The organism is Bradyrhizobium sp. USDA 336, assembly GCF_044908355.1.
GTDB lineage: Bacteria > Pseudomonadota > Alphaproteobacteria > Rhizobiales > Xanthobacteraceae > Bradyrhizobium > Bradyrhizobium yuanmingense.
Genome location: NZ_JBIYDC010000002.1, coordinates 2,622,339 through 2,641,045, shown reverse-complemented (window position 1 = coordinate 2,641,045; position 18,707 = coordinate 2,622,339). Strand labels below are relative to the sequence as shown.

15 protein-coding genes and 1 pseudogene are annotated in these 18,707 nt (G+C 65.2%); 7 read left to right on the top strand and 9 right to left on the bottom strand.

The features are described 5' to 3' along the window. Positions 1-36 precede the first annotated feature (36 nt). From ABIA45_RS13350 to ABIA45_RS13330, 5 genes are read left to right on the top strand one after another with little or no spacing between them, the layout of a single operon-like run. Positions 37-816, top strand: coding sequence for a molecular chaperone TorD family protein (locus ABIA45_RS13350; protein ID WP_404652343.1), 780 nt, complete (start codon positions 37-39; stop codon positions 814-816). A gap of 29 nt (positions 817-845) precedes the next feature. Continuing rightward, positions 846-1,055 (top strand): twin-arginine translocation signal domain-containing protein, encoded by a 210-nt coding sequence (locus ABIA45_RS13345; RefSeq protein ID WP_036005112.1) that lies wholly within the window; start codon positions 846-848, stop codon positions 1,053-1,055. Between the two features lie 13 nt (positions 1,056-1,068). Next, on the top strand, positions 1,069-4,011 hold the full coding sequence (locus ABIA45_RS13340; RefSeq protein ID WP_404652342.1) for a formate dehydrogenase subunit alpha: 2,943 nt from the start codon (positions 1,069-1,071) through the stop codon (positions 4,009-4,011). A 13-nt stretch (positions 4,012-4,024) separates the two neighbouring features. Continuing rightward, positions 4,025-4,621 carry a formate dehydrogenase FDH3 subunit beta gene (gene fdh3B / locus ABIA45_RS13335; RefSeq protein WP_036005105.1) on the top strand — a complete coding sequence of 199 codons (597 nt, stop codon included), beginning with the start codon at positions 4,025-4,027 and terminating at the stop codon, positions 4,619-4,621. Positions 4,622-4,661: 40 nt separating this feature from the next. After that, positions 4,662-5,663 (top strand): formate dehydrogenase subunit gamma, encoded by a 1,002-nt coding sequence (locus tag ABIA45_RS13330; RefSeq protein WP_128262429.1) that lies wholly within the window; start codon positions 4,662-4,664, stop codon positions 5,661-5,663. Between the two features lie 15 nt (positions 5,664-5,678). Here ABIA45_RS13330 and ABIA45_RS13325 read toward each other — a convergent pair whose 3' ends face one another. Next, a complete protein-coding gene (locus ABIA45_RS13325) occupies positions 5,679-5,879 on the bottom strand; it encodes a hypothetical protein (protein ID WP_036023649.1) in 201 nt (66 codons plus the stop codon). A gap of 340 nt (positions 5,880-6,219) precedes the next feature. On the opposite strand from ABIA45_RS13325, the gene ABIA45_RS13320 reads away from it, so the two are divergent. Together ABIA45_RS13320 and ABIA45_RS13315 are read left to right on the top strand one after the other, a co-directional pair. Continuing rightward, positions 6,220-7,284 carry a HoxN/HupN/NixA family nickel/cobalt transporter gene (locus tag ABIA45_RS13320; protein ID WP_271541087.1) on the top strand — a complete coding sequence of 355 codons (1,065 nt, stop codon included), beginning with the start codon at positions 6,220-6,222 and terminating at the stop codon, positions 7,282-7,284. After that, entirely contained in the window at positions 7,265-9,577 is a 2,313-nt protein-coding gene (locus tag ABIA45_RS13315) for a TonB-dependent receptor (protein WP_404652340.1), read from the top strand. Before ABIA45_RS13320 ends, ABIA45_RS13315 begins: the two co-directional genes overlap by 20 nt. Before the next feature lie 49 nt (positions 9,578-9,626). Here ABIA45_RS13315 and ABIA45_RS13310 read toward each other — a convergent pair whose 3' ends face one another. The 8 genes and pseudogenes from ABIA45_RS13310 to ABIA45_RS13275 all read right to left on the bottom strand — a co-directional run bounded on the left by ABIA45_RS13310 (position 9,627) and on the right by ABIA45_RS13275 (position 18,599). Then, positions 9,627-10,691 (bottom strand): UDP-glucuronic acid decarboxylase family protein, encoded by a 1,065-nt coding sequence (locus ABIA45_RS13310; RefSeq protein ID WP_271541083.1) that lies wholly within the window; start codon positions 10,689-10,691, stop codon positions 9,627-9,629. Positions 10,692-10,702: 11 nt separating this feature from the next. Then, positions 10,703-11,827 carry a glycosyltransferase gene (locus ABIA45_RS13305; RefSeq protein ID WP_271541080.1) on the bottom strand — a complete coding sequence of 375 codons (1,125 nt, stop codon included), beginning with the start codon at positions 11,825-11,827 and terminating at the stop codon, positions 10,703-10,705. Then, a complete protein-coding gene (locus ABIA45_RS13300; protein WP_271541078.1) occupies positions 11,824-12,912 on the bottom strand; it encodes a glycosyltransferase in 1,089 nt (362 codons plus the stop codon). Before ABIA45_RS13300 ends, ABIA45_RS13305 begins: the two co-directional genes overlap by 4 nt. Then, positions 12,909-14,039 carry a glycosyltransferase gene (locus tag ABIA45_RS13295; RefSeq protein ID WP_271541076.1) on the bottom strand — a complete coding sequence of 377 codons (1,131 nt, stop codon included), beginning with the start codon at positions 14,037-14,039 and terminating at the stop codon, positions 12,909-12,911. Before ABIA45_RS13295 ends, ABIA45_RS13300 begins: the two co-directional genes overlap by 4 nt. Continuing rightward, complete coding sequence (locus ABIA45_RS13290; RefSeq protein ID WP_404652337.1) at positions 14,036-15,148, bottom strand: glycosyltransferase family 4 protein; 1,113 nt, start codon at positions 15,146-15,148, stop codon at positions 14,036-14,038. Before ABIA45_RS13290 ends, ABIA45_RS13295 begins: the two co-directional genes overlap by 4 nt. Next, a complete protein-coding gene (locus ABIA45_RS13285; protein ID WP_404652335.1) occupies positions 15,145-16,431 on the bottom strand; it encodes a TIGR04295 family B12-binding domain-containing radical SAM protein in 1,287 nt (428 codons plus the stop codon). The genes ABIA45_RS13290 and ABIA45_RS13285 overlap by 4 nt, the downstream gene beginning before the upstream one ends. Further along, positions 16,428-17,486, bottom strand: a complete 1,059-nt coding sequence (locus ABIA45_RS13280; protein WP_404652334.1) for an NAD-dependent epimerase/dehydratase family protein — start codon at positions 17,484-17,486, stop codon at positions 16,428-16,430. Before ABIA45_RS13280 ends, ABIA45_RS13285 begins: the two co-directional genes overlap by 4 nt. Continuing rightward, a pseudogene (locus tag ABIA45_RS13275) lies at positions 17,486-18,599 on the bottom strand (NAD-dependent epimerase/dehydratase family protein). The gene ABIA45_RS13280 and the pseudogene ABIA45_RS13275 overlap by 1 nt, the downstream one beginning before the upstream one ends. Positions 18,600-18,707 lie beyond the last annotated feature (108 nt).

Genomic DNA, 18,707 nt, shown 5'->3' with positions numbered 1-18,707 from the left:
ATAATCGAGCAGACGGGACTTGGATGGGAGGTCCACGTGCGGGATGACGGGCTTGATCGAGCGATCGATGCCGCAGGCGGCATCGCTCAGCTTGCACGCAAAATAGGCATCAGCCAGCCCTCCGTGTCGAATTGGACCCGTGTGCCCGCACAACGGGTGGTTGCAGTCGAAACGGCGACCGGCGTCTCCCGAAACGATCTGCGGCCCGATCTTTACGGTGAGCAAGCCGGCTCCGCCGAACTCGTCGATCCCATCGATGCGGCGCGCGCGCAGGAATACGCCTTGCTCGCGGCGCTGCTGTCTGCGCCTCCGTCGAAGCGCCTGCTCGATCAGCTCGCCGCGCTCAGCGGCGACGCGACGCCGCTCGGGCGCGCGCATGCGGCGCTTGCCGAGGCCGCCTCGAACGCCGTCCCAGCGAAGGTCGAGCGGGAGTATTTCGATTTGTTTGTCGGGCTCGGCCGCGGTGAATTGCTGCCCTATGCTTCCTATTATCTCACGGGCTTTCTCAACGAACGGCCCTTGTCGCGCCTGCGCGGCGACCTGATGACGCTCGGCATCGAGCGTATCGCCAACGATTCCGAACCCGAAGATCACGCTGCCATCTTGTGCGAGATCATGTCGGGCCTTGCCGATGGCCGCTTCGATGCCTCGCACGAGGCGCAGCGCGCCTTCTTCGAAAAGCACGTGTCGCCATGGATGGGGCGGTTGTTCGCCGACATCGAGAACGCGGGGACTGCCCGTTTCTATCGCGCAGTCGGCGCGCTCGGCCGCAGTTTCATCGAAATCGAGACGGAAGCATTTACATTCGCCAGCTGACCGAGGCGCTTCGGTCCGGGAGAGATGCGATGAGTGACGAGACGAAAGCAAAGGTCGGACGCCGCGATTTCCTGCGCAAGGTCGGCTTGGGTACCGCCGGTGCCGGCGCGGCGCTTGCGACACCGTTGGTCGGGTCCGCCCAGGCCGACAGTGAAACCAACGATGAGAAGCGCAAGGCGCGCTACAAGGAATCCGATCACGTGAAGACGTTCTACCGCGTCAATCGTTATCCGGCCTGAGAGGGAGGCTGCCGTGCTAGTCAAGCGAACACACCAGCGTTCCGATCGCCGCGGTTCCGTCGCCGAATCCCTTGCGGGGCAGGGCGGAGGACTTGATCGCCGCACATTCCTGCGCAAATCCGGTCTGGCCGGCGGCGCGCTCGCCGCGCTCGGGGCCATGCCGGTCGGCAACGTGCGCAAGGCGGAGGCGGCCGCCGCCGGCCCGCTCGCGGCCGGCGCCACCGTCAAGAAGAGCATCTGCACGCATTGTGCCGTGGGCTGCACGGTGACGGCGGAAGTCCTCAACGGAGTCTGGATCGGGCAGGAACCGAGCTGGGATTCGCCGATCAACCGTGGCTCGCATTGCGCCAAGGGCGCCTCGGTGCGCGAGCTCGTGCATAGCGATCGCCGCCTGCGCTATCCGATGAAGCTGGTGAACGGGCAGTGGACGCGCGTGTCGTGGGACACGGCGGTGAACGAGATCGGCGACAAGCTGCTGCAGGTTCGCGAAAAGTCGGGCAGCGATTCCGTCTATTGGCTCGGCTCGGCCAAGATGACCAACGAAGGAGCCTACCTGTTCCGCAAGCTCGGCGCGTTCTGGGGCACCAACAACACCGATCACCAGGCGCGGATCTGCCACTCCACCACCGTCACCGGCGTCGCCAATACCTGGGGCTATGGCGCGATGACGAACAGCATCAACGACATGCGCAACTCCAAGACGATGCTGTTCATCGGCAGCAACGCGGCGGAAGCGCATCCGGTCAGCATGCAGCACCTGCTCGAATCCAAGGAGCTCAACAAGGCGAATTTCATCGTCTTCGATCCGCGCCTGACCCGCACCGCGGCACATGCCACCGAATATGTCCGCATCCGTCCCGGCACCGACATTCCGGTGCTCTACGGCATGATGTGGCACATCCTGAAGAACGGCTGGGAGGACAAGGAATTCATTGCCCAGCGCGTCTACGGCTTCGACGACCTGCGCAAGGAGGTCGAGAAATGGAATCCGCAGGAGGTCGAGCGCGTCACCGGTGTGCCCGCCGCGCAGCTCGAGCGCGTCGCCAAGACATTCGCGACGGTCAAGCCCGCGACCATCATCTGGTGCATGGGCCAGACCCAGCACACGGTCGGCACCGCCAACGTGCGGGCGAGCTGCATCGCGCTGCTGATGACGGGCAACGTCGGCAAGGCCGGGGCCGGCGCCAACATCCTGCGCGGCCATGACAACGTGCAGGGCGCGACCGATGTCGGCCTCGATATCGTGACGTTGCCGTTCTACTACGGCCTCGCGGAGGGCGCCTGGAAGCACTGGTCCCGGGTCTGGGAGGTCGACTACGACTATCTCGTCTCGCGCTTCGACGAGAAGAAGCAGATGGAGACGCCAGGCATCCCGCTGACGCGCTGGTTCGATGCCGCGCTGTTGCCGAAGGCCGACGTCGCACAGAAGGACAACGTCAAGGCTGTGTTCGTGCAAGGCCACGCCAGCAACAGCATCACGCGCATTCCCGAATCGCTGAAGGGCCTGAAGGCGCTCGAGCTGCTGGTGATCGCGGACCCGCACCCGACGACCTGGGCGTCTCTGGCGGTCGAGGCCGGGCGCAAGGACGGCGTCTATATCCTGCCCGTGGCGACGCAGTTCGAATGCGCGGGATCGCGCGTCGCCTCCAACCGCTCGATTCAATGGGGCGAGCAGATCGTCAAGCCGATCTTCGAATCCAAGGACGACCTCGAGATCATCTATCTGCTGGCGAAGAAGTTCGGCTTCGCCGACAAGATGTTCAAGAACATCAAGGTCGAGAACAATCTTCCGGTCCCCGAGGACGTGCTGCGCGAGATCAACCGTGGAAGCTGGTCGACCGGTTATTGCGGCCAGTCGCCGGAGCGCATCAAGGCGCATATGAAGAACCAGCACAAGTTCGACTTGGTGACGATGCGCGCGCCCAAGGACGATCCGGAAGTCGGCGGCGATTATTACGGCCTGCCTTGGCCGTGCTGGGGCTCGCCCGAGGTGAAGCATCCCGGCTCGCCGCTGCTCTACAACAACAATCTGCACGTCATGGACGGCGGCGGCGCATTCCGTCCGCGCTTCGGCATCGAGCGCGAGGAGAAGCTGCCCGACGGCACGACGCGGAAGGTGAGCCTGCTCGCCGACAAGTCCTTCTCCAAGGGATCGGAGATCGAGGACGGCTATCCCGAGTTCACGCTGGCGAGCCTGAAGAAGCTCGGTTGGGACACGGATCTCACCGAGGCCGAGATGGCGACCATCCAGCGGGTCAACCCGGCCAATCCGGATGCGGTGTCTTGGGCGCTCGACCTCTCCGGCGGCATCCAGCGCGTCGCGCTGAAGCATGGCTGCGTGCCCTTCGGCAACGGCAAGGCGCGCATGAATGCGTTCGGTCTACCGGATCCGATCCCGGTGCACCGCGAGCCGATCTACACGCCGCGCGTCGACCTCGTCGAGAAGTATCCGACCTTGCCCGATGCCAAGCAGTTCCGTCTGCCCAACATCGGCTTCTCGGTGCAGAAGGCGGCGGTGGAGAAGGGGATCGCCAAGCAGTTCCCGCTGATCCTCTCCTCCGGACGTCTCGTCGAATACGAAGGCGGCGGCGAGGAAACCCGCACCAATCCGTGGCTCGCCGAATTGCAACAGGACATGTTCATCGAGATCAGCCCGGCTGATGCCGCTGACCGCGGCATCAAGGACGGCGGCTGGGTCTGGGTGAGCGGCGCTGAGAACAACTCGCGGGCCAAGATGAAGGCGATGGTGACCGAACGCGTCGGCAAGGGCGTCGCCTGGATGCCGTTCCATTTCGGCGGCTGGCTCGGCGGTAACGACCTGCGCAAGAACTATCCTGCCGGCACCGACCCGATCGTGCTGGGCGAGAGCGCCAACACGATCACGAGCTACGGCTACGATCCTGCAACCGGCATGCAGGAGCCGAAGGTCACCCTTTGTCAGATCGTCGCAGCCTGAGAGGAGCACGCACATGGCTCGGATGAAATTTCTCTGCGACGCTGATCGCTGCATCGAGTGCAACGCCTGCGTCACCGCCTGCAAGAACGAGCACGAGGTGCCCTGGGGCATCAACCGGCGGCGTGTCGTCACCATCAACGACGGCAAGCCGGGCGAGCGCTCGATCTCGATGGCCTGCATGCACTGCACGGACGCGCCCTGCGCGGCGGTGTGTCCGGTGAACTGCTTCTACACCACGGCCGATGCCGTGGTGCTGCACTCCAAGGACCTCTGTATCGGCTGCGGCTATTGCTTCTACGCCTGTCCGTTCGGCGCGCCGCAATATCCAAAGGTCGGAAACTTCGGCTCGCGGGGCAAGATGGACAAGTGCACCTATTGCGCCGGCGGCCCGGAGGCCGACGGCAGCAAGGAGGAATACGCGAAATACGGTGCGAACCGGCTGGCCGAAGGCAAGCTGCCGCTCTGCGCGGAAATGTGCTCGACCAAATCCTTGCTTGCGGGCGACGGCGAAATCATCGCGCAGATCTACAAGGAGCGCGTCATGAAACGCGGTTACGGCTCCGGTGCGTGGGGCTGGAAGACCGCTTATCGCGAGGCGATCGAGTCCTGAGGTGGCAACAGAAGGGCGCGCAAATACCGGGGAGGACGTGATGGCGTCATTTGGAAGGTTCATTCGCCTGGCGTTCGGCGTTTGCACGCTGCTTCTCTTGGCGATGGCGGCGCCTGCGAGTGCTCAGCAGGTCAATCCGACTGCAAGCGCGGTCAAGGAGCAGCAGCTTCTGCAGGAGCTGAACCGGATTCAAGGGCGTGTCAGCATTCCGGATCAGCGGTCCGGCGTTCTCGAGCAGCCGCAGGGGCGGGAATGGCGGGAATTCCGCATGGTGACGCTGCCCTGGATCGGCGGCGTTGCCATCATCGGCATGATCGCCCTGATCATGATCTTCTATCTCACCCGCGGCATGGTTCGACTGGAAAGCGGCCGCTCGGGCCGCACCATCGTGCGCTTCAACGGTTTCGAACGTTTCGTGCACTGGATGACGGCAACCTGCTTCATCATCCTGGCGATCTCTGGCCTCAACGTCACCTTTGGCCGGCAACTGCTATTGCCGCTGATCGGTTTCGAGGCCTTTTCCGAATGGTCGCAATGGGCCAAATACGCCCACAATTATCTGAGTTTCCCGTTCACGCTGGGGGTCGTCCTGATCTTCCTGATGTGGATCGGCGGCAACATTCCCAGCAAGGTGGATATCGAATGGGCCAAGCGGGGTGGCGGCCTGATCGGGCATGACCATCCGCCGGCCAATCGCTTCAATGGCGGCCAGAAAATGATCTACTGGATCGTCGTGATCGGTGGTGGGCTCGTCGCGGCGAGCGGCTATGCGCTGATGTTCCCGTTCTACGGCACGGGTATCGAAAGCATGCAGATGGCCCAGATCGTCCACTCCATTGTGGCGGTCCTGTTCGTCGCGGCGATGATCGGGCACATCTATATCGGCACCATCGGCATGGAAGGTGCGTTCGCGGCCATGGGCTCGGGCGAAGTCGACGTCAACTGGGCGCGCGAGCACCACAGCCTCTGGCTCGACGAGCAGATGGCGCGAACGGGACCGAACGACGGGCAGCGGCAACCCGCGACCGCAGCGGCCGAATAAAGCGAGCCTGCCCGCCTACCGCAGCTCTTTCGCAAACAAAACGGAGCGGTCCTGCAGCTCCTGCTCGGGAAGCTTGTCGGCCCGTCCCGTTTGCATGTCTTGAATGGACGCCATGCCGGGCTGACCGAAGTGAGGCACTGGATGCGGCCTGAATACGCTATTGGCCGCACCGGCGAGAAGCATGGCTGCGATTAGCGAGAGCATGAGGAGTTTCATGCGCGTCTCCGTCTGCCATCTCCACCCGGCACGATGAATACATCCGGATCGTCGAATCGGATGTGAGCCGCTTCACAGCGATGGGTTCCGTGGGCCGAGCTCCCCTGACGACAGTCAACTTCGGCGTCAAACTGGACATCTGCTTGCCAATACGAGCGCCCATCCCGCATCGGCGCGGTGATCCGCTGAGGCGGAATTCCCCCATCAGGCCAGCCATTTGGCTCGCATTCCGTCGGCTCGTCAGGGATCAGCGCGAAACTGGTCCGGCTCTTGCTCTTGTCAGTATGAGAAATCTTGATAAACGTCATACTGTAAAGGCGGGCGAATGGAACGAGTAGCGATGCGGACTTTGCGGGCGGTCGAGCCCGGAACGGTGGCGCTGCTTGGCGGGCTCGTCGCCGCCAACATCGCCGCATGGGCCTGGGCCTTCACGCTGTTCGGCGAGCGGCCGACGGTGATGGCGACCGCCTTGCTGGCCTGGGTGTTCGGCCTGCGTCACGCCGTCGATGCCGACCACATTGCCGCGATCGACAACGTCGTGCGCAAGCTGATGCACGGCGGCGAGACGCCGCGCAGTGTCGGCCTCTATTTCGCGCTCGGCCATTCCACCGTTGTCGTGGTGGCGACCATGCTGCTGGCACTGGGCGTCGTGAGCCTTGGCGGCGACAGCCTGCTCAAGGAGGTCGGCGGTCTCATCGGCACCTCAGTCTCGGCGCTGTTCCTGCTTGCGGTTGCCGCGATCAACCTCGTCATTTTCGTCGGCCTGTGGCGGACGTTTCGCGCGGCGCGGGAGCATGGCGTTCACGATGCTGCGCAGCTCGATGCGCTGCTTGCCAGCCGCGGTATTCTGGCCCGGCTGCTCGGCCCGATGTTCCGCCTGGTCACGAAGCCCTGGCACATGTACCCGCTCGGCTTCCTGTTCGGCCTCGGCTTCGACACCGCAACGGAGATCAGCCTGCTCAGCATCTCCGCCAGCGAAGCCGCGCGCGGCGCCTCGCTCGCCGATGTGCTGGTTTTCCCCGCGCTGTTCGCTGCAGGCATGGCGCTGGTCGACGCGGCCGATTCCGCGCTGATGGTGAGCGCCTATCGCTGGGCCTTCGTCGATCCCTTGCGCAAGCTCTGGTACAACCTCACGATCACCGGCGCCTCCGTCGCGGTTGCACTGTTCATCGGCGGGATCGAAGCGCTCGGCCTGATCGGCGAGCGGCTCGGTCTCTCCGGCGGCGCATGGGCGCTGGTCGAGGACCTCAACGAGTCGCTTGCCAATGTCGGCTTTGTCGTGATCGCGCTGTTTGCGGTCGCATGGCTCGTCTCGGTCGTGCTCTATCGCCGCATGTTCGGGAACGAGCCTCGCCGCGCCGGCACGAAAGTTTTGGAATGCACCGATGCGACCGAGGCGGCCTGAGCACGGTCGTCACGGCGTCGCTTTGACGGCACTCTCGGTCTTGGCGCTGCTCGCGGATGACGGCCGCGCCCTCGCACAGAGCAATGACGCCTCACGCGAACTGCCGCCGGTCGAGGTCAGTGGCGGCGCCGCGCCCGGGCGCAAGATGACGGCCGCATCGCGCCGTGCCGCCAGACCGCCCGCGGCCGGCCGCCGCATCTTCGTGTCTTCCGCGACGGCGCAGGCGTCGGATCCGCGCAGCGCCGGCTCGGGTGCAAGGGCCGCAGCCGGCATGGCCAGCGAGATCACCGTCTCCGGCGACGAGATCAACGCACGCCCGTTCACACGGCCGGGCGAGGCGCTCGAAGCCGTGCCCGGTCTGATCGTGACGCAGCATTCCGGCGAGGGCAAAGCCAACCAGTATTTCCTGCGTGGGTACAATCTCGACCACGGCACCGATCTGGCGATCATCGTCGACGGCGTCCCCGTCAACATGCGCACCCACGCGCATGGCCAGGGCTATGCCGATCTCAACTGGCTGATCCCGGAAACCATCGCCGCAATGGACGTGCGCAAGGGACCTTACTTCGCCGACGAAGGCGACTTCGCCTCGGTCGGAAGCGTTCACATCGGCCTGATCGACAGCACAAGGCGGCTGGCGCAGGTGAGCGCCGGCGGCTTCGGTTACCGCCGTCTGCTCGGCATGGATTCCGCGAAAGTTGGCGACGGTTCGCTGCTGGTGGCCGGCGAGATCGGTACCTACGACGGCCCGTGGGACGATGCGGACAAATTGCGAAAGCTCAACGGCCTCGTGCGCTACAGCCAGGGCACCGCGACCGACGGCATGTCGGTCACCGGCATGGCCTACGTCAACAAATGGAATTCGACCGACCAGGTGCCGCAGCGCGCCATCACCAGCGGGCTGCTCGGCCGGTACGGTTCGGAAGATCCGAGCGACGGCGGTCATGCCAACCGCTTTGCGCTGTCCGGGCGCATCGCGCAGACCGACGACATCGGTTCATGGAAGGCCAACGCCTATCTGGTGAAGAGCCAGCTCGACCTCTTCAACAATTTCACTTACTTCCTCGACGATCCCGTGCTCGGCGACCAGTTCCACCAGCACGACGACCGCTTGATGACGGGCGCCAACCTCTCGCGCACGCTGAACGGCTCCTTTGCCGGCCTGCCGATGCAGACCATTTTCGGTCTGCAATCGCGCTATGATGCGATCGACCTCGCGCTCACCAATACGTTCCGGCGCGGCTTCATCGGCAATATCCGCAGCGACAAGGTCGGCGAGGGCAGCGTCGGGGTATATGCCGAAAACACGGTGCGCTGGACCGACTGGCTCAGGACGACGTTGGGCTGGCGGGGCGATTATTACGCCGCCGACGTCACTTCTCTGTTCAACGCCGCAAACTCCGGCCGCGCCGATGCCGCGCTCGGCAGCCCGAAATTCAGGATGGTGCTTGGTCCGTTCGACCGGACCGAATTCTTCCTCGGCGCCGGCTACGGCATGCACTCGAACGACGCCCGCGGTGCGACCACGACGGAAGATCCCACCGATCCCGCGATAAGACTCACGCCGTCGCCGCTCCTGGTGCGCACCAGAGGCGCGGAGGTCGGGGTTCGCAGCAGGATCATTCCCGGCCTCGACAGCTCTCTCAGCCTCTTCATCCTGGATCAGGATTCCGAGATCCTGTTCTCCGGCGATGCCGGCGATACCTCGGCAACCCGCGCCAGCCGCCGCTACGGCTTCGAGTGGACCAATCATTACCGGCCGCGGTCCTGGATCGACATCGATGTGGATCTTGCAATGACGCATGCGCGCTTCCGCGGCCATGACGGCGAGCAGGCCGCGGTCTATGCCTCGCTCGCCGGCTATCCCGAGGCGCAGATCGGCAATGCGCCCGGCAACTACATTCCCAATGCCCCCGCGATGGTGGCATCGGCCGGAATAACGCTCGGCGAGAAGACCGGCTGGTTCGGCAGCGCGCGCTGGCGCTACATCGGCGCGAGCCCGTTGACCGAGGACAATGCGTTCCGCTCGCGACCGACCGGCATCGTCAACGCGCGGCTCGGCTACCGCAGCGAGAACGGCTGGCGAATCCAGTTCGACGTGCTCAACCTCTTCAACAGCAAGGCGAACCAGATCACCTATGCCTATGGCTCGCTGTTGAAGACCGACACGCTCTACAATCTCTGCACATCAGGCACCGCGCCGGCGGCCGTTTGTCAGAACGGCGTGATGGACTACGTGCTGCATCCGGTGGAGCCACTGACGTTCCGCGTCACTGTGGCCGGTACGTTTTAGGTTCATTGCGCGAGCGGTTTACCGGGCGAGCCTGCCAAAGCAATGACCTTCACCGTTGGTCGGACATCGTCAGCCGGTTGCGGGCTGGAGGGCGGGTCCTGCGCCCGGCGATGGCCGGCACGAGCGTGGGCGCTTCCCCGGCCAGACGGAGCGCGAAATAGGCAATGGTCGCTTGAAGGCCGTCCTTCAATGCCACCCGCGGACGCCATCCCAGAATCTTCTCGGCGGCATCGATCACGGGCTTGCGGCGCTTGGGATCGTCCTTCGGCAGGGGCTCGAAGCGCAGCGGCGACGCCGATTCGGTGCATGCCAGCACTTCACGGGCGATGGCCTCGATCGTGACCTCGTGCGGATTGCCGAGATTGCATGGGCCGGTGACCGAGGCGGGGCTCTCCATCAGGAGCTGAAGCCCCCGCACGAGATCGTCGACGAAGCAGAAGCTGCGCGTCTGCGTGCCCTTGCCGTAGATCGTGATCGGCTCTCCGCGCAAGGCCTGCACGATGAAGTTGGAGACGACGCGGCCGTCATTCTCGAGCATGCGCGGCCCGTAGGTGTTGAAGATGCGCGCGACCTTGATCTCCGTCCCGTGCATCCGCCGGTAGTCGAACATCAGCGTCTCCGCGGCCCGCTTGCCTTCGTCGTAACAGGCCCGCGGCCCGACCGGATTGACGTTGCCGAGATAGGACTCCGGCTGCGGGTGCACCTCCGGGTCGCCGTAGACCTCGCTGGTGGAGGCCTGAAGGATCCGGGCGCCCTTCTGCCGTGCCAGTTCGAGCAGGTTGATCGAGCCGAGCACGCAGGTTTTCATCGTCCCGACCGGATCGACTTGATAGTGGCGGGGCGATGCCGGGCAGGCGAGGCTGTAGATCCGGTCGATCCCGCCCTCGATCTCGATGGGATCGCGCACGTCATGCTCGATGAAGCGGAAGTTCGGATGGTTGAGCAGGGGCCGGATGTTGTCGGTGGTTCCCGTGAACAAATTGTCCAGGCAGATCACCATGCTGCCGCGTTGCAGGAGCGCGTCGCAGAGATGCGATCCGATGAAGCCGGCGCCGCCGGCGACCAGGACCGTCGGCGAGCGGCGCGATGCGTGGATGCGGGTCTGGAGCGTCATGACGTGGCCTTTCAGAGTTGGGCGACCTGCATGGGACGAACAACAGGGAGTGGTGCCGTCTTGCGGCGGCGCCGCGCGGCTGCCTCGGCATAATAGGTCTCCAGCTGCCGTGCGCGATGGTCGGGCGTGTGGTCGGCGAGAACCCGCCGCCGCGCGTTGTGTGCGATCGTGCGCCGTTGTTCTTCCGGCATATCGCGCAGGATCTCGACGACCTCGCGCGGGCTGGCTGCCAGCAGGATTTCCTTCGAGGGCGCGAAGATCGTCTCGATCCCCGGCCAGCGGTCCGAGATCACGGGCGTGCCGCAGGCCGCCGCCTCGAACAGCCGGACGGACGGGGAGAAGCCCAACGCCTTCATGTCGGCGCGGGTGGCGTTCAGCGTGAAACGCTGCGCCGCGTAGAACTCCGGATGCTGCTTTGGCGAGAGGTGCTCGATCCGAGTGACGTTGGCGGGCCAGGCGATATTGTCCGGATATTGCGCACCGGCGACGACGAATTGATCCGACGGCAGCGTGCGCGCTGGTGCAAGCAACAGCTCCTCGAGAACGGGCTGCCGGTCCTCGCTGTAGGTGCCGAGATAGCCGAGCGCCCATTTCGGCGGCGCCTGCTTCGGCGCGTAGATCTCAGCATCTGCGCTGCAATAAAGCACACGCGCGAGCGGACTGCCGTAGCCCTGCTCGATCATGCCGGGCACCGGTCCGCCGCTGAAGGAGAGATAGAGATCGAAGCGCGGGATCATTGCCGCCGAGAGATAATCGAGGCCTTGCTCCAGCCGCGCCAGAGTGACCGGCGTGTCGATGTCGTAGAACGCCGTGACGCCCCTCGCGTGGGTCGTGGTCCACTCGGCGAGCGCGATGCCGTCAGGGACATAAGAGCCGATGATCACCAGATCGGCATCGCGGATCAGCTTGCCGAACTGGCGCGGAACATCCTGCGAAGACTTGTACAGCTCGACAGTCCAGGCAGAGGGCTTGGTCAGGTCACGGTGATCCCGATACCAGGGCACGTCCCGCTCCAGGAACGTGACGCGGTGACCTCGTCGCGCCAGCGCTTCGATCAGGGCGCGGTAGGTCGTGGCATGACCGTTGCCCCAGGACGAAGTGACCGAAAGACCGATGACGACGATGGAGAGGTTCATTCTGCTGCCTCTACTCGGGAGCTGGGGGCGACGAAGAGATCGTTGAACTGGCGGGCGCGCTGCCGGTAAGTGTGCTGGCTGAGGATGCGTGCGCGGGCACGCCGGGCGATCGACCGGGCCCGCTCGGGATCGAGCGCGGTGAGGTGCTCGGCCACCTCGGCTCCGTCAGCGGCAACCAGCACCTCGCGGCCGGGTTCGAGGAAATGATCGATGCCGGCCCACTGATCGGTGATCAGGCAGGCGCCGGCGCCGATCGCTTCGAACACCCGCGTCGGCGGCGAGAAGCCGTAGCGCGCCATGCTGTCGCGATTGACGTTGAGCGTGGCGAGCGCGGAGCCGAAGAACGCGTTGTGATCGGCGGTGCCGACATGGCCGACCTTGCGCAGATTGGCGGAGGCGTCCTTGTCGTCCCAGCCGGAGCCGCCGAGTACGAAGGACTTCTCGGGCAGGCGGCGTGCAACGTCGAGGAAGAAATGCTCGATGCGCCTCTCGCGGTCGGGCAGGCGGTTCGCCAGCAGGCTGAGATCGCAGGCGAAGCGCGGATTGGGCGGCGACGGAAAATGCGTGGCCGGATCGAGCGCGTTGTAGATCGGTACACAATCCCGCGCGCCCACAGATCGATACGCGGATACGACGCCCTCGCCGCCGCCATAGGTCAGGACCATATCGTAGCACGGGATCGCGCGACGCAGATGATGCTGCGGATCGCTTTCGATCGCCTCGAGCGTGGCGGGAGCATCGACGTCCCAATAGACCCGCGTCAGCCGCGACGGTAGGGCGGCGACGGCGTTCTCCAGCTCGAGATCGAAGACGCCGACGCCGCTGGCCTTGACCAGCATGTCGGCCGATTGTGCGGCGGTGTCGAGCGCACGGCGCCAGCCGTCGGCGGTCGCGGGATAGACGATCACCCTGGCCCAATCCGGTTCGTCGATGTCGCGATGCGACTGGCGGTCGAAGGCGTCGGGCTCGTAGAAGGTGACCTCGTGGCCGAGCGCCGCGATCTCCTTCAGCATGCCGCGGTAATAGGTGGCGGCGCCATTCCAATAGGACGAGACGAGGCTGGATCCGAAGAAACAGATCTTCATGCAACGGCTCCGATGTCGTGCTGAGGCCGTGGCGAACGGCTGGAATCCCTGAGGTCGGTGACGATGTCGATGAGCTGCTCGGCGCGGTGGCGGCACGTATGGCGATCCCTGATGACCCTCAGGCCGGTCTCCACCATCGCGGCAGAGAATTCCGGATCGTCGATGACGGACCGAAGCGCATGCTTCATCTGTTCGCCATCGCCAACGCTGAGATAAGCGCCCTCGGGGAACAGGCCTTCCTCATCCGACCAGGGTGCCGAAACCAGGGGAATGCCGCAGGCCAGCGCCTCGAAGACGCGGATGGTCGGGATGCCCGGAAGCAGCGCGACGTAAGGCCCGCGCGGCACATGGATGGTCGCGCGCGCGCCGGCGAAGGCGATGGGCGCCCAGTGCGCCGGCAGCCAGCCGCCATAACGGATGCCTGCGCGCCTGATGGTGTGGAGTGCGTCATCCGAGTAGCGGACGCCATGGACGCTGGCGCGGAGCTTCAGCTCCGCCGCGGGCTTGACCAGGAACTCGTTCAGCTCGGCGCTGCGCTCGCCATCTCCCCAATTGCCGATCCAGACCAGATCGTCGGTCCGCTCCACTTGCGGCAGTGGATGATACAGCGCGATATCGGCGGCCTCGTGCCAGGTGAAGACCCGGTCGGCCCAGCCGAGCTTCAAATAGATCTGCCGAAGCACCTCGCCGAAGGCGAGCACACCGTCGAAGCCGTCGAGGTCGAATTGCGCAAGCTCCTCGGGCGCGCTGACGGCACGGTGATGAGTGTCGTGAAAGAGCAGGGTGAAGGACCCACCTCGCGCCCGCCTGCGCCCGATCTGCGCGATGAGATCGGGCGAATTCCATTCATGCACGATGACGAGATCGGCGCCCTCTAGCGCCCGGTCGAGATCGAGGCCGGTATCGTAGCGGCGGATGTCGATGCCGGAGAAGAGTGCCGGGATGTCGTCCATGGCACGACTGCCGCCTTCGCGGATCGCGTTCAGCCGGCTCCAGCCGTCGATGGGTTCGAACACGACGACCTCGTGCCCGAGCGCATGGAGCTCGCGCGCATAGCCTCGCAGGAAATGTGCGTTGCCGTTGTTCCAGCACGAGGTGAAGGCATGATAGAACAGGACGCATTTCATGCGCGCACCTCGATTTGGCTGGCCGCCGTGCTCGTCCGGCGCGATGCGATCAGGTCCCGGTAGAGACCCAGATAGGCGCTCGTCATGCGCGTCAGCGAATAGGTCAGGGATTGCTCATAGGCGGCCCGCTGCAGCCGCGCTCGACCCATATCGTCGGCGCAAAGCTCTGCCAGGGCCCGATGCAGCGCCTCGTTGTCGGCGGGATCGACGAACAAGGCTGCGCCGCGCCACAACTCCCGGAACGTCGGGATGTCGGAGAGGACCAGCGCACAGCCCGCGGCGGCGGCTTCCAGCACCGAGAGGCCGAACGGTTCATAGAGCGCGGGGCTGACGAAGATCCCTGCATGCTGCAAGCGCGCCTCCAGCTCTTCATGCGGCAGCTCTCCGAGCCAGGTGACGCCAGCTGGCAGATGTGCGTCGATCGGACCAGCCACCTCGACCGGCCATTCCAGCCCGGGCGCGGCGGCAGCGAGCGCCTCGATGTTCTTGGCTCGGTCCCACAGCCGTCCTGCCGCGAAAATCAGATCCTGCTTCCGTCCAGAAGGGTCACGCGGCGCAGTTCCGTTCCAGATCACCGCGCCGCGCGATCGCGGCTGGTAGATCGCGGTGATGACGTCGTAAAAGGCCCGGCTCGGACAGACCCAGGCCTGCGCCATGTCGAGCGCCGCAGCGACCCGCTCGCTGTAGCGGCGCCATTTGGGCTCGCCAAGCCAGGCCGTATCGTGGCAGGCCAAGGCCCAGGAGTTCACGCAGGAATGCGCCACCAGCACGGTCGGGGCCTGCCAGGCAAAGGTCGCCTCGCGAAAGCTGTTGAGATGCACAACGTCGGGCGACAACCTGGCTTCCAGGTTTGCAAGCACGCGCCTTGCGTCGGGAACGTTTTGGCCCTCCGGGTCCTGCCATTCGAGTGCGAGGTCCGTCTCGATCAGGTGAACGCTGGTCTCACGCAGCATCTGGCGCTGATCGACCCGTGCCCGCGGGCCCAGCGTCACGAGCGTGACGTCGGCACTGGACGCAGCGAGACTGGCGGCGAGGGCGCAGGAATAGGTCCACACGCCGCCAACCGTGTCGGTCGTCATCATGATCCTGATGTCGGCGCCACGGGTCATGAGGCCACCTGGAGTTCGAGGCTGTCGAGCGGCACCGGGCGATCGTTCTGCACGTCGCTGAACTGGTCGAACATCGCGAGATAGTGCCGGTGTGCGCGCTCCCAGGCGACATCGTCGGGCTCGCCCCAGAGCTTGCGGTAGTCGGGAGAGCCGGGATAGGGGTAGAGCGGCACGGGATCGTTGGCCCAGACGCCGGCATCCTGCATCGTGCGGCGCCAGCGCTGCACCACGGGATCGTCGTCCTCGGGCACCTCGATCAGATTGGCCTGCACGAAGGGGACGTGGCGGCGGGCTTCGACCAGCCGTTCCGCGAGCTGATCCGTCGTCATCTTGCAATTCTTGGCAAGGGCCGCGCGCCCTTCCACGGTGAGGCTCTCGATGCCGGCTTCGATCGAGACGCAGCCGGCGCGCCCGAGCAGGGCGAGCATGTCGGGCTTCCAGAGGTCGATCCGCGTCTGCACGCCGAACTTCAGCCCGCGCGTCGTCAGGCCCTCGAGGAGCTCGCGATTGGGAAGGAAGATCTCGTCGATGAAGTAGACGTACTCGATGCCGTGACGGCGCAGACGATCGATCTCGTCGAGAATGACCGTGGGCGGCCGCTTGCGATAGGCGTTGCGGAAATTCTCCTTGGCGCAGAACGTGCAATTGTACGGACAGCCGCGCGAGGCCTCCACCTCGGCGCCCGGCGCCGTCGGCTCGGCCTCGAAGCGGTGATGATGGTGGTGGTGACGCCGGATCATCTCGTCAGGCCAGTCGAGCGCGGGCTGATCGCTGAACGCGACCGCCTGCGGGCCGCCATTGACCCGGAGCGACGCACCGTCGGCGAAGCACAGGCCGGGAAAGTCCCGCTCGCCATTGGCGAGACGCAGCAGCGAGGCCTCGCACTCGCCCATCACGACGATGTCGACACCGAGCTTCTTCAGGGCGGTCTTCGGCGTTGTCGAGCCATGCGGGCCGACCGCGATCAGGGTCGGCGCAAGGTCCCGCACCGCGATGGCGAGCTGCTGCGGCACGCGCAGCTCGGGCGGCGCGCAGCGCCAGAACAAATAGGTCGGTGCGGTGGTGAAGACGATCTGGTCGGGATCAAAGGCGCGCAGCTCGGCCCCGATCTCAGCGAGGGAGAGATCGAACATATGCGCATCGAGCAGCAGCGTGTCGTGGCCCGCCGCCTTCAGATAGTGCTGGGAGATGCCGAGCTCGAGCGGCAGGTGAGGCGAGCGGCAGCCGAAATAGATGCTGCCTGAAAAATCCCAGTTCGGATTGATGAGGGCGACCCGCGTCATGCCAGGGCCTCGCTTCTGTCCTGTGACCCGAAGCGGCTGTCGAGCCAGGTGTGGAGCGAGCGCAGGCCGTCGGCGAGCGGCATTTGCGCCGTCCAGCCGAGCGCGGTGGCGAGCGCCCGCGTGTCGGTCACGTACCAGGGCTGATCGCCCGGCCGCCAGTCCGCAAAGCGATAGCTGACCTTGCGGCCCGTCAGCTCGGTGATGCGGTCGATCAACTCGAGCAGGCTGACCGCATTGGCCGGACCGCCGCCGAGATTGAAGACGCGCCCGCGCGCCAGTGCGATGTGGTCGAGCGCCGCGAGCCAGGCGCTCACCGCGTCCGACACGTGCAGCGCGTCGCGGACCTGCTTGCCGTCGCCATAGATCGTCAGCGGATTGCCGCTTATGGCGCTGAGCAGGAAGTGTGCGATCCAGCCCTGGTCCTCGGTGCCGAATTGCCGCGGCCCGTAGATGCAGCTCATGCGCATCACCACGGTCTGCAGCCCGAACACCCGGGCATAATCGTGGACGTACTGATCGGCGGTGCCCTTGGAGCAACCATAGGGGCTGTAGAAATCGAGCGGGGTGTTCTCCGAAATGCCGCCAGCGAGCAGATCATTGACCGGCGTGTAGCGGCGGCCGGCGAGCGCGATCTCGCCGTCCTCGATCAGGCGTCCGTAAACCTTGTTAGTCGAGGCGAAGATCACCGGCGCCGGGGAATTGTGCGAACGGACCGCTTCCAGCACATTCAGCGTGCCGCGCGCGTTGATCTCGAAATCGGCCGAGGGATCGCTGACGCTGTCGGTCACGGCGACCTGGGCCGCGAGGTGCAGCACGGCCCGTGCCTCGCGCACGGCGTCGATCACCGGAATGGGCTCGCGGATATCGGCCACCGTGATCGCGACGCGCTCGCCATGCCGGGATTTCAGCCATTGCGCGTTCTCGCGCGCGCCGGCGCGGGCGAGATTGTCGAGCACCAGCACACGGTCGCCGCGCTCGGCCAGACGGTCGGCGAGATTGCAGCCGATGAAGCCGCAGCCACCGGTAACAAGGACGGGTCTGTTGTCTTCACTCATCACGCGACCAACCCTCGTTGCAGCAGCTCACGGGGTCGCCCGCTCCGCCTGATCGTCGGCGATCTGGTCGGCGAGGTACCCGGCGAGCTCTTCAAGCCCGTCCTTGAACGCGACATGCGGCTCGAAGCCGAGCAGGTCGCGTGACTTGCCGATATCGGCAAAGCAGTGGCGGATGTCGCCGGCACGGTATTTCCGTGTGATTTCGGCAGCGATCTCGCACCGTCCCATCACCTCCGCCAGATCCTCGGCTACCGACAGAATGGTGCGGCTCTGGCCCGAGCCGACGTTGAAGACGTCCTGGGCATAGTCGGATTCGAGCGCCATGCGGCAGGCGCGGGCGACATCGTGCACGTGGACGAAGTCGCGCCGCTGCAGGCCGTCTTCGAAGACGAGCGGCGGCCGGCCATTGAGCAGCCGCGCGGCGAAGATGGCCAGCACCCCGGTATAGGGATTCGACAGCGCTTGCCGCGGACCGAACACGTTGAAGAAGCGCAAGCCGACGGTCGGAATGCCGTAGGCCTTGCCCGTGATCAGGCACATGCGCTCCTGCGCATATTTGTTCAGCGCGTAGATCGAGCTCAAAGACGGCTGCTTGGTCTCAGGCGTAGGCACGGGATCAAGCGCATGGCCTGCATGATCCCGCAGTTCCCACTCGCCTTGGCGAAGCTGCCCGATCGGTCGTTCATCGCAAGCGACGACGTTGCCGACGGCATCGCGATAGAGGCCTTCGCCATAGATGCTCATCGAGGACGCCATCACCAGCCGTGCGACCGGTCGCTTCGCCAGCGCTTGCAGCAGCACGGCGGTGCCGAGCTCGTTCGTCCGGACATAGGGCTCGATGTCGTACATGCTCTGGCCGACGCCGACGGCGGAGGCGAGATGCAGGACCATGTCGGCGCCGCGCAAGGCCTGTTCGACGGCGACGCTATCCGTGACGTCGCCTACCACGAGCTCGGCGTCGTTGGAGAGATAGGCGGGCCGCTGACGGTTGCCGCCATGGACTTGCGGAGAGAGATTGTCGAGAAGGCGGACATCATAGCCGGCCGCAAGCAGCGCGTCGGCCGTATGCGAACCGATGAATCCCGCGCCCCCAGTGATCAATACTCGCGTCATTCACCGCTCCGTGCCGCATGGGACCGATCCGTTCGGACCAGCCGATGATGAGAGTTGAAGCGCGCTTTGCTTGGTCGGGCGACCTGCGCGCCAGTCACGTCTGGGAGT

What these genes read in the sequence shown, in the direction of transcription:
- ABIA45_RS13300 (WP_271541078.1), bottom strand. Translation starts at nt 12,912, where the DNA reads ATGAAGATCTGTTTCTTCGGATCCAGCCTCGTCTCGTCCTATTGGAAT.
- ABIA45_RS13325 (WP_036023649.1), bottom strand. Translation starts at nt 5,879, where the DNA reads ATGAAACTCCTCATGCTCTCGCTAATCGCAGCCATGCTTCTCGCCGGT.
- ABIA45_RS13285 (WP_404652335.1), bottom strand. Translation starts at nt 16,431, where the DNA reads ATGACGCGGGTCGCCCTCATCAATCCGAACTGGGATTTTTCAGGCAGC.
- ABIA45_RS13290 (WP_404652337.1), bottom strand. Translation starts at nt 15,148, where the DNA reads ATGACCCGTGGCGCCGACATCAGGATCATGATGACGACCGACACGGTT.
- ABIA45_RS13320 (WP_271541087.1), top strand. Translation starts at nt 6,220, where the DNA reads ATGCGGACTTTGCGGGCGGTCGAGCCCGGAACGGTGGCGCTGCTTGGC.
- fdh3B (WP_036005105.1), top strand. Translation starts at nt 4,025, where the DNA reads ATGGCTCGGATGAAATTTCTCTGCGACGCTGATCGCTGCATCGAGTGC.
- ABIA45_RS13330 (WP_128262429.1), top strand. Translation starts at nt 4,662, where the DNA reads ATGGCGTCATTTGGAAGGTTCATTCGCCTGGCGTTCGGCGTTTGCACG.
- ABIA45_RS13310 (WP_271541083.1), bottom strand. Translation starts at nt 10,691, where the DNA reads ATGACGCTCCAGACCCGCATCCACGCATCGCGCCGCTCGCCGACGGTC.
- ABIA45_RS13315 (WP_404652340.1), top strand. Translation starts at nt 7,265, where the DNA reads ATGCGACCGAGGCGGCCTGAGCACGGTCGTCACGGCGTCGCTTTGACG.
- ABIA45_RS13305 (WP_271541080.1), bottom strand. Translation starts at nt 11,827, where the DNA reads ATGAACCTCTCCATCGTCGTCATCGGTCTTTCGGTCACTTCGTCCTGG.
- ABIA45_RS13295 (WP_271541076.1), bottom strand. Translation starts at nt 14,039, where the DNA reads ATGAAATGCGTCCTGTTCTATCATGCCTTCACCTCGTGCTGGAACAAC.
- ABIA45_RS13280 (WP_404652334.1), bottom strand. Translation starts at nt 17,486, where the DNA reads ATGAGTGAAGACAACAGACCCGTCCTTGTTACCGGTGGCTGCGGCTTC.
- ABIA45_RS13345 (WP_036005112.1), top strand. Translation starts at nt 846, where the DNA reads ATGAGTGACGAGACGAAAGCAAAGGTCGGACGCCGCGATTTCCTGCGC.